Raw genomic sequence first — 9,958 nt, forward strand, 5'->3', positions numbered from 1 at the left:
GATGAGCAGACACTTCTATTTTTCATCAACCCTTCTCAGCAATCTAAAAAGGCTGAAGTTTCTGTGAAAAAGTTATTAAAAGCGACCAAAATTCAAGAGGATAGAATAGTTGGTTGTAGCTCCATATGGTTATGTAATCATTGAACTCTAATCAGCATATAACAATCTTCTTTTGGCGGCGCAGCCATTTTTCATCCTCATCGTAAATTCAAACGTCTAGTGAATCTCTTTTAACCCGCATAAGAAGCTCTAATCTAACATCTGAGGATAATAAATAATTAGATAAGATGCTATGTCCGCTAATGATATTTTCCCCTTTTGTTTTTCCTCTCGTAACCCATCTCATATATCCACAAGTCCCAATCTGCACAATCAGATTTAAAGAAAGTCCACAGGTCAGTAATTCCTTTTCACCTTCTACTTTCCTGCTCTTCAAGAGTCTTTTTGGGATGTGCCATGGTGAGACTTGCTCCTCTTCGAAAGGATGCAGCACAGTTCCTTAATTGTGCATTTTATCGATCCAAAAAGACCTCTTACCTTTATTCCCATGACAACCTTGTTTTTCAATCTTATACTAAACTTAAGAAATCAATAACTTAAAGGATGATCCAAGTGAAAGTCTTACTCGACGTCGACCGTAAGTATGAAGAAACAAGCGTCACTATTAACTGCATGGAAATGGATGATTCCATTAAAGACATCTTAGATTACTTAAATCAACAAAAGACGGAATTCATCATTGGAAAAAAGGGGGAGGAGCAGCACATTTTAAAGCCGGATCAAGTGCACTACTTTCATTCGGAGGGAGATTCAGTACTGGCTACTACTTCAGAAGGCAGGTTTAAAGTAAAAGAGAAGCTATATGAGCTAGAAGAAACGCTATCACCACGGAAATTTATACGCCTTTCCAAATCTGTGATCGCCAATCTCTATGAAATCAGTCATTTTGAACCTTCCTTTAACGGAACATTATCGGTACATTTTCGTTCTGGAGTAAAAGAGTATGCTTCTAGACACTATGTAGGACGTATTAAAGAAGTCTTACGAATAAACAGGAGGGACAAATAAATGAAAACGTTTCTATTTAGAAGTTTGATCGGTATCTTTTTTGGAGGATTTTTAGCTGTACTAATTACGTATTCGATCATCTTATTTGGCGATCAAACTACGCTTGATTCGAGTCTTTTTGTAAAGAACTCTTTAGGTCACATATTTTGCGGATGGTTATTTTCGGTGACTCCACTTTACTTTGAAATTCGTTCTCTTAAGCTTTCCCAGCAAACTGCCTTGCATTTTGTAACCGTCATGGCCGCATACTTTATTCTGGCTTATGGAATTGGATGGATTCCACAAGGAATAGCCAGCATCTTATTATTCACAGGAGTTGCTCTCGTTCTCTACAGTGTCATTTGGACAGCATTTTATCTCTATTATAAAAACCAAATAAAAAAAATTAACGAGGATCTAAAGCATATTCATTAAAAACTTATTCAAGCTGCTTCTATTAAAAAGCTGCGGCAAGCGTTCAGGAAACTCATCCTGGACGCTTGTTTTATTATCCATCATAATGTAGAGAGTGACATTTCTTCTTCCTGAACCACATTTGGTGTTAGGTTACCTGAAATAATGGGAAGACTATATAAGGAAGTCATTTTGAGAAAGAATCAGAAAAGGAGTGGATAACATGAACAACAGTCATTTTGACAAGATTAAGAACGGGGAAGGTTTCATCGCTGCGCTTGACCAGAGCGGAGGCAGTACGCCAAAGGCATTAGCTGATTACGGTGTACCGGAAGATTCTTATTCAAATGAGGACGAAATGTTCGATTTGGTACACCAGATGCGTACCAGACTTATTACTTCACCTTCCTTCAATTCCGATCAAATTCTAGGGGTCATTCTATTTGAACAAACGATGGACCGCGAAATTGAAGGCAAGTACACGGCCGATTACCTTTCCGATAAAGGGATCGTACCTTTCTTAAAAGTAGATAAAGGCCTGGCCGATCAGGAAACTGGCGTTCAGCTTATGAAGCCTATTCATGATTTAGATGATACGCTGAGCCGTGCTAATGAACGCAATATTTTCGGTACGAAAATGCGTTCTGTCATCCACGAACCGAATACAATCGGTATCAAGGCTGTAGTAGAACAGCAATTTGAGATTGGTAAACAGATTCTGGACTATGATTTAGTCCCGATCATCGAACCGGAAGTTAACATTCACAGTGAGGATAAAGAACAGTCCGAAGAAATCTTAAAAGACGAGATTCTTAAACAGTTGAATGAATTGCGTGAAGATCAAAATGTTATGCTGAAGCTTTCTATTCCAACCAAAGCAAACACATACAAAGAATTGATTGACCACCCACGCGTACTTCGAGTTGTCGCTCTGTCAGGCGGTTATTCCCGCGATGAAGCGAACGAAAAACTGAAAGAAAATCATGGTCTTATTGCAAGCTTCTCCAGAGCGCTTATCGCTGATTTAAATGCCAATCAGTCTGAAGAAGCATTTAATGCATCACTGAAAAGTGCTGTAGATTCCATTCATGACGCTTCTGTTAATAAGAAATAAAGCACATTGAAAGTGTCGGGTTTACTTTTACGTAAACCCGGCACTTTTTTTACGTTTACCAAAAATAAAAATACCATCATTGCTTCCAGGCAATGATGGTGTTAAATGTTTTAGATTATAGCACTTCTTTGTACCTCTGATAATAAGCTTCAACATTGTTAAGCAGCAAAAGCTCTGTGTACAAATAGGTTTTTACATTAAAATCGTTAAAATCAATATTGGTCAGCTCTTGAATTTGTTTAATCCTGTAGTTAAGGGTATTCGGATGTATGAACAACTCACTAGCCGTCTGCTTACCTTTTCCATTGTTCGCAAGGTAGACCTCAAGCGTACGCAGAAGGTCCGTTTGTTTCTCTTTATCATTCTGGATAAGCGTCAACAAATCATCGCTGTAGTAGTCTTCAGAGCTGTTTTTTTCATATAAAGCGGCTAGATAGCGGTAGATGCCAAGCTTGGAAAACTCTCTAGGCATCGTTTCTGGACGAGGGGTAATAAAGTTCGCAATCTCAATTACCTCAAGGGCCTCCAGAAAACTCTTTCGCATATTGGCGAGGATGGTATATTCTTTCCCTACCCCAATAAGGAAGTTGTAAAATTCATCTTCCTTACTATGCTCTTTGATCTCATCAATCAAGAACCTCGCCAGGTTGCGTGAGGAAAACTCTTCCTGTTGAACACCATGAACCACGAGAATCATTTGGAATTCGGTCTTAAGAAAATGAACACTTTTTCTTAAGGAAAAGTCCTGAATAGCTTTTTGCAGATAATCCAGCATGTACTTATACCGGGGAGCCGTAACTGAAAAAACGACAACCGAAAAACGATCCGGGATCGTAAGCTTAGCAAGGGTAGCGTCATGACGAAACTGACTTTCACTATCGTATTCATGGTGGAGAAGTTTCCATAGAAGGTCCTCTCTCCTTCCTTCCTTCGCGTTCATCCGTTCATAAACATCATAGATTAGTTTGCCGAGATGAGGCGTTACCTCTTCTAAAAACGTCAGCTCTTCTTTGGTAAGCAGTTCATCGGACTCCTGAACCCAAATGTACCCCATTGTGTATCCTAAATGTGTGGCGGATATAACAATGCGCTGGTGAAAACCGAGTTCCTCAATCGGTTGAATCCGGATCGGGTCCTGCCGTTTCTCCAGTCTTTGTACAATTCCCTCTTTTTTTAATCGATCAATAATGAAAAGGGGGCATTTTTTTGAGAGAATCGTTTTTTGCTGAGTAAGATCAAATTCCTCAATCGAAGAGCTGTATGAAATCAATTCGAAATTTTTATTTTCGATAATGACTGGCTTACGCAATTTGGAACTGATCAGCTCGGTTGCTTTATGGATATCCTCTACTTGAAGAATTAACTCGTTAATTTCCATCTGAATCCTTACCTTTCCAAGTAGAATGGTTTCACTTATTTATTCTCCATTATAGCGATTTCATCAGGAAATCAAAAGCAAAAGAAAAAAGCTCCCCCGAAAACGGGAGAGCTTTATACTCATTCATTTTAGAATTTTTCTGAGATGGTCTTCGCTTGCATGTGAAGAGCAAGATAATCCGGCCCACCGGCTTTAGAGTCAGTACCAGACATTTTGAATCCTCCGAACGGCTGGTAGCCTACAATCGCACCAGTGCAATTACGGTTGAAGTACAGGTTACCTACGTGGAAATCTTCTTTCGCTTTTTCCAAGTGCTGACGGTTGTCAGAGATAACCGCGCCTGTCAGACCATATTCGGTGTTGTTAGCAATGTCGATGGCTTCATCGAAGTCAGATGCTTTGGTGAAGCAGACCACTGGTCCGAAGATTTCTTCCTGCTGCATACGGGAATTAGGTGCAAGATCAGCGAATACGGTAGGATCGATGAAGTAACCTTTGGAATCATCGCCTTTACCGCCGGTCATTAAGCGACCTTCTTCTTTACCTACTTCCATATAACCCATGATCTTATCATAAGCAGCCTGATCCACGACAGGTCCCATATATACATTGCCTTCAGAGGCATTTCCTACTGTTAGTTCTTTCGTACGTTTTACAACCATATCAAGCAGTTCATCGTAAACATCCTGATGGACTACAGCACGGGAACCGGATGAACATTTCTGTCCGGAGAAACCGAACGCTGATGTGATAATGGCATCTGCTGCCGTTTCAAGGTTCGCCTGATTATCGACGACTACGGTATCTTTACCGCCCATTTCAGCGATAACTTGTTTCAGGTGGTTCTGACCAGCTTGAAGCTCGGCTGCACGCTTGATAATACGTGTACCTACGTCGCGGGAACCAGTGAAGGAGATTAATGCGGTTTTCGGGTGATCGACAAGATAGTCACCTACATCTTTACCGCTTCCTGGTACGTAGTTTAATACGCCTTTTGGAAGACCTGCTTCTTCTAGTACTTCTACGAATTTAGCAGCAATTACCGGGCTGTTACTTGCCGGTTTCATGACTACTGTGCTTCCTGTTACAAGTGGAGCTACCGTAGTACCTGCCATGATCGCAAAAGCAAGGTTCCATGGTGGAATGACTACAGCTACACCAGTAGAAGTATAAACGTAACGGTTTTGCTCGCCTGGACGGCTTTCTACTGGTTTACCGTCTTTCAATTCGATCATCTGGCGACCGTAATATTCAAGGAAATCAATGGCTTCAGCTGTATCGGCATCCGCTTCTTTCCAAGGTTTACCTACTTCGTAAACTAGGTATGCAGAGAATTCATGCTTACGGCGGCGAATAATGCTCGCTGCACGGAATAGTAATTCAGCACGTGCGCGCGCAGACCATTTTCTCCAGCTTTCAAAAGCCTCGGACGCGGACTGAACTGCTTTTTCAGCGATGTCCTGGTTAGCTTTGGAAACAGAGCCTACAAGCTGCTTGGTATTAGCTGGGTTAGTGGATTCGATTTGCTCATCCGTACGAATGCGCTCCCCATCTACTAATAAGTCGTGTTTTTGACCTAGTTCTTCTTTTACTTGTTTTAGTGCCTCTTCAAATGCTTTTACATTTTCCTCTTTTGAGAAATCTGTGAATGGTTCGTGTTTGTATGGTGTGACCATGATAAAAACTCCCTTCAAAAAATTAAATTATTTACTAAAGATTCCTTTTATAGCAAAGGCAATGTTGGCAGGCCTTTCTGCTAAGCGCCTCATAAAGTATCCATACCAGTCTTCTCCATAAGGAAGATAGACCCGTACGGTGTACCCTTCATCTTTCAAATCTTTCTGCAACTGGTTTCGCATGCCGTAGAGCATTTGAAACTCAAATTGATCTCTGGAAATTCCATGTTCTTCAGCTAATTTCTTTGTATAGTCGATGATCGCATCATCGTGACTTCCAACAGCTGTGTAGTGACCATTCAGAAGATTCGTTTTAATCAACCGTTTTAAGTTCTCATCTACTGATTCCTTCTCTGTAAAGGCTACTTTCCCTGACTCCTTGTAAGCACCCTTCACTAAACGAAGGTAAGGGGCATAAGGCTGAAGCTCCTTTAAATCTTCCTCTGTACAGTAGAGATACGATTGAAGCACGGTTCCGAGATTGTCATATTTCGCCTTCAAGGTTTTATACATATCAAGGGTGGCCTGGCACCTTGAAGAGTCTTCCATATCAATCGTTACCGTTATACCGTGTTTCTTGGCTTCTTCCAGGATATCCTCCATGTTTTCCTTAACAAGCTGCTCACTGATATCCATCCCCAGTGAGGTTAATTTCAAGGAAACTTCAGAGTTCAATTGATTATGAGCAATGGACTGGATTGTTTCGATACATTCCTGCTTACGTTCTTTTGCTTCCAATTCGGAATTAACGAACTCACCCAGGTGATCCACTGTAACTTCCAATCCTTCCTCGTTAAGCTGCTCAATCAAAGGAATTGCCTGCGAGAATTTCTCTCCGCCTACAATCTTGTCAGCCCCAAATCTTGATCCATATCGTTTTGCTAAGCGGTCTAATACCTTGTTGTTTGACAGGTATAAGAAAAAGTTCTTACTTATGGCTTCCAAGACCACCACACTCCTTCAATCCTCTATTTCATGTTTATGTGGAGTTTGTTTTCGATGGAATTCAAACAATTTCATCTGTTAAGAAAATTATAACGATTAATGGGTTGGAGCATCAACGTGCTCCAACCACAATCTTTACCACCTTGTTTTATGGTATCCCCACAATGTCGAATCAAATTTTCCTATTTTGGGCGATTGTATTTAACTATTATTTCAATATATCAAACGTACTAGCAGGTGTTCCCACTTAGACATAGGATGAAACCATTTCCATTCTTTTCTTTTATTTCCAATAGGCTGGTTTTCCGTAGCTCTGATACAAATCTGCTTCAAAGCTGCGGGTAACCGCTTTATTTTTCTGGTACAGCGGTCCTTTCTCAATACCTTCTAAGGTTAAGGATACCTGGATTTGATCCTCGCTCCAATTAGCTTCCTCAATCCAATCTGGGGAAATAAGCGTAAATGCATGGGTTGACCAGCTGCCTGTGCTAACTACAAAATAACGGATGATCCATGTTTCTTCTTCTATTAAAACATCTGTGATATAACCGGCATGTTCCTCACCCGCAAATACATCCGCGTGACTGAAGACGCCTTTCATATGGTTGACACTTATTAAATGATTAGATCGATCCGGCGTACTGACGGCTGTCTGCTGGCTTGCTGCTTCTGATTCGGAATCGAGCGGTGTATCCTGCTCACCCCATACGCTTTCACCAGCCCAGTACTGACTCCAGTTAAAACGGTCAGCAAACTCAGCTTCTTTTTCTGGATCCAATTCTTTCTCATCGCGTAAGCCGGCTCCTTCCCGCAAGTCTTCACGAGTATGATTAACTTCAATAACTTTCTTATCGAAATCAATCCGGCTAATTGCTGAAGGTGATAAGTAGATGATTTGATCAGGGAACCATTTCTCGGATGCAATGGTCAAATAACGGATTGTATAATTCTCATCATCAAGATATAAATCTTTAATTTTTCCCATTTCTCCATCTTGAGCTACGAGTGTCAGTTTTTCTAAACTAGTAGCATTCAAAAACATAGTTATTCACCTCTTAGTAGAATTTGTTTCTTATTAGACAATTCCCACTCTACTAAAAAGATTAAACGGGAAAATAGTGATTTTTGTTATATTAAAATAACCCTAGAAAGTTTTTTATACTTTCCAGGGCACTTTAGTAAACATAGATTCAGCTTCCAACGACAGCTTTTCGTAAATGGTCGGCAAACGCTAGCAGCTTGTCCATATCCGATACATCTTCTTCGAATAAAGGTACTTCTACTAATTCCTGCTCCGAGAAACTTTCCTTGATCTGTTTCAGATAGATCTGTTCCTGTTGTCTTCTCCGCTCTAAGAACGTGCCATCAGCGTGCGAGGGAAGGACTTTATTTATAATTAGTGTCCGAATGGGAAGGTCATGCTGGGCAAGCTGTTTGATCGCTTGCTTCGTTTCTAAAATAGGCAGGCGCTCGGGGATCAGCACAAAAATAAAACCCGTCTGCTTCTCGTCGAGAATGATTTCACGTACAGCTGCAAATTTCTCTTTTCGTTTTTGTAAAATAGTAAAAATCGGATCCTCTACGGGTTCGCCGTCATTAAGCAGTTCGGTATAGTTCTGGTTCGTTTTTCGCCGGCGTTCCAGCATGCCGTCGATCCAGACAGACATCAGCTCAGGCAGGGAGAGCAGCCGCACTGTGTGACCGGTTGGAGCCGTATCGAACACGATTTTATCAAAGTTCGGTGCTTCATCTAGAATGATCGAAATCAATCGGTCGAACAAGGCAGCTTCATCTGCTCCCGGCGAAGCACTAGCCATGTCGATCTGACGATGCACTTCCTCCACCATTTTGGATTTGACCAGTCCTTCCAGATTTTCTTTTACTTCCTGAATGTAGCGCTTTGATTCCTTCTCCGCATCCACTTCCATTCCCCACAAATTAGCGTCAAGTTTTGTTTTCTCATGCTCCAGCTTTTCATGGAATATATCACCGAGATTATGAGCAGGGTCTGTGGAAACAACTAGCGTTTGATACCCTTCTCTGGCAAATGCAGCTGCCATCGCAGCCGAGGACGTAGATTTACCGACGCCTCCCTTACCACCGACAAATACGATTTTATTTCCCTGTAGGTGATTCATAGATTATCTCTCCCTTTCTTTTCTCTCTCAGCAGCAGCGTATTCCATCGAGCGGTGATTTCTCCATTCCCATCCGCAAATGCCAATCGTGGAATTTTTCGATAATGTAAGGATACAGTTCCAACGTATAATAGAAAGCAGGGTTCGGGATCCCGAGCATGTCTGAATAGACCAGTAGCATAAATAAGTCATCTTCATCTCTCAGTTCTCTGGCAATTTCCTGCTTGTGAGGAAGACTGAGCACTTCATCGTACCACTCAATAAGATTCTTCAATGAAAATTTTTTATCCATTCATTACCCTCCTGTTTCAGCTTGCAGTTCTCGCTTATAGGCTTCATGATCTTCAACGAGTTTTCCATTTATAAAAATAGCATTATATTTCATGTGAAAAAGAATGTACTTCCCGGCTTTTACTAGAGAGAGATGCTGCTCCTTCACTTGTTTTAGAAAATAGAGGAAGATGGCCAGCGTATTTCTAGGGTCGAGAAATGTAATCTGCACAAGGTCGCCGTATTCACGTTCTGTTTCCTGATATAGTCTTCCTAAGGCTTCCCTGTCCTTTTCATGATGTTTGAATTCATCCTGCATATGAATCAATCCATCACGGTCACTGCAAATCCCTCCGCAACATCCCATCCCGACTTCCTGCTCTGGACGAATAATCATGACTTCCACCATTATATAGTCCTCCTTTTTATACCCTCTAAACTCCTTGTTAGTTTTACAGTAAAGCTCCCGTTTGTTGAAGACTTGATTTCGAGATAATTGGGTCCTTTACATTAAATGGAGGAGGGCTGGTGGGGAAATAACTCGCTTTCCTATGGGGGAACGGTGAGCTTCCTCGCTCGTTACACTCCCTGCGGGATCTCACCTAGTTCCTACTCCCATGGGAGTCTCGCCATTTCCCCACCAACCCAACTCTAATATTGTGAACGGACCCTTCCAGAAGAGAAAGATTCTCCTACTTTATCGGGATTAAATCCTTTTATGATAGGCTATTGCGGGGCGTTACATCCTGAAAATAGGCACAAAACCACATGATCTAATTCCTCATTACGCAGGTGATGTATGAAGTGGTTTCGAACTTCTGACTGGGCAAGGTCTGGAGGGGGACGATGTAGACTCCTGTGGGATAAACATGATCGGTGAGACCCCGGAAGTCGAAGACTGAGGAGGCTCAGCACATGCCCACGGAAAGCGAAATCGTCCCCCGAAGGACCTACAGACTAACCCGATATCTCGAAAC

The 9,958-nt window shown here is 41.6% G+C and carries 10 protein-coding genes; 3 read left to right on the forward strand and 7 right to left on the reverse strand.

Features of this window, described 5'->3' with window-relative positions; all coding sequences use genetic code 11:
* Positions 1-612: 612 nt before the first annotated feature.
* From WAM07_RS12985 to WAM07_RS12995, 3 genes are all read left to right on the forward strand, one after another.
* Positions 613-1,068, forward strand: coding sequence for a LytTR family DNA-binding domain-containing protein (locus WAM07_RS12985; RefSeq protein WP_422167467.1), 456 nt, complete (start codon positions 613-615; stop codon positions 1,066-1,068).
* The gene (locus WAM07_RS12990) at positions 1,069-1,482 is read left to right on the forward strand and encodes a DUF3021 domain-containing protein (protein ID WP_422167469.1); all 414 of its coding nucleotides are present in this window, start codon (positions 1,069-1,071) and stop codon (positions 1,480-1,482) included.
* Positions 1,483-1,684: 202 nt separating this feature from the next.
* The gene (locus WAM07_RS12995; RefSeq protein WP_422167471.1) at positions 1,685-2,575 is read left to right on the forward strand and encodes a fructose bisphosphate aldolase; all 891 of its coding nucleotides are present in this window, start codon (positions 1,685-1,687) and stop codon (positions 2,573-2,575) included.
* A gap of 115 nt (positions 2,576-2,690) precedes the next feature.
* Here WAM07_RS12995 and WAM07_RS13000 read toward each other — a convergent pair whose 3' ends face one another.
* The 7 genes from WAM07_RS13000 to WAM07_RS13030 all read right to left on the reverse strand — a co-directional run bounded on the left by WAM07_RS13000 (position 2,691) and on the right by WAM07_RS13030 (position 9,390).
* On the reverse strand, positions 2,691-3,953 hold the full coding sequence (locus tag WAM07_RS13000; protein ID WP_422167473.1) for a PucR family transcriptional regulator: 1,263 nt from the start codon (positions 3,951-3,953) through the stop codon (positions 2,691-2,693).
* A 128-nt stretch (positions 3,954-4,081) separates the two neighbouring features.
* Positions 4,082-5,629 (reverse strand): L-glutamate gamma-semialdehyde dehydrogenase, encoded by a 1,548-nt coding sequence (pruA, locus tag WAM07_RS13005; RefSeq protein WP_422167474.1) that lies wholly within the window; start codon positions 5,627-5,629, stop codon positions 4,082-4,084.
* A gap of 27 nt (positions 5,630-5,656) precedes the next feature.
* Positions 5,657-6,574 carry a proline dehydrogenase family protein gene (locus WAM07_RS13010; RefSeq protein ID WP_422167476.1) on the reverse strand — a complete coding sequence of 306 codons (918 nt, stop codon included), beginning with the start codon at positions 6,572-6,574 and terminating at the stop codon, positions 5,657-5,659.
* Positions 6,575-6,857: 283 nt separating this feature from the next.
* On the reverse strand, positions 6,858-7,616 hold the full coding sequence (locus WAM07_RS13015) for a PRC-barrel domain-containing protein (RefSeq protein WP_422167478.1): 759 nt from the start codon (positions 7,614-7,616) through the stop codon (positions 6,858-6,860).
* Between the two features lie 148 nt (positions 7,617-7,764).
* On the reverse strand, positions 7,765-8,712 hold the full coding sequence (locus WAM07_RS13020) for an ArsA family ATPase (protein WP_422167480.1): 948 nt from the start codon (positions 8,710-8,712) through the stop codon (positions 7,765-7,767).
* Positions 8,713-8,739: 27 nt separating this feature from the next.
* Positions 8,740-9,003 (reverse strand): cory-CC-star protein, encoded by a 264-nt coding sequence (locus WAM07_RS13025; protein WP_014644354.1) that lies wholly within the window; start codon positions 9,001-9,003, stop codon positions 8,740-8,742.
* Between the two features lie 3 nt (positions 9,004-9,006).
* A complete protein-coding gene (locus WAM07_RS13030; protein ID WP_422167482.1) occupies positions 9,007-9,390 on the reverse strand; it encodes a hypothetical protein in 384 nt (127 codons plus the stop codon).
* Positions 9,391-9,958: the final 568 nt, after the last annotated feature.

Origin of the sequence: Halobacillus sp. (genome assembly GCF_049282395.1) — a bacterium.
GTDB lineage: Bacteria > Bacillota > Bacilli > Bacillales > Halobacillaceae > Halobacillus.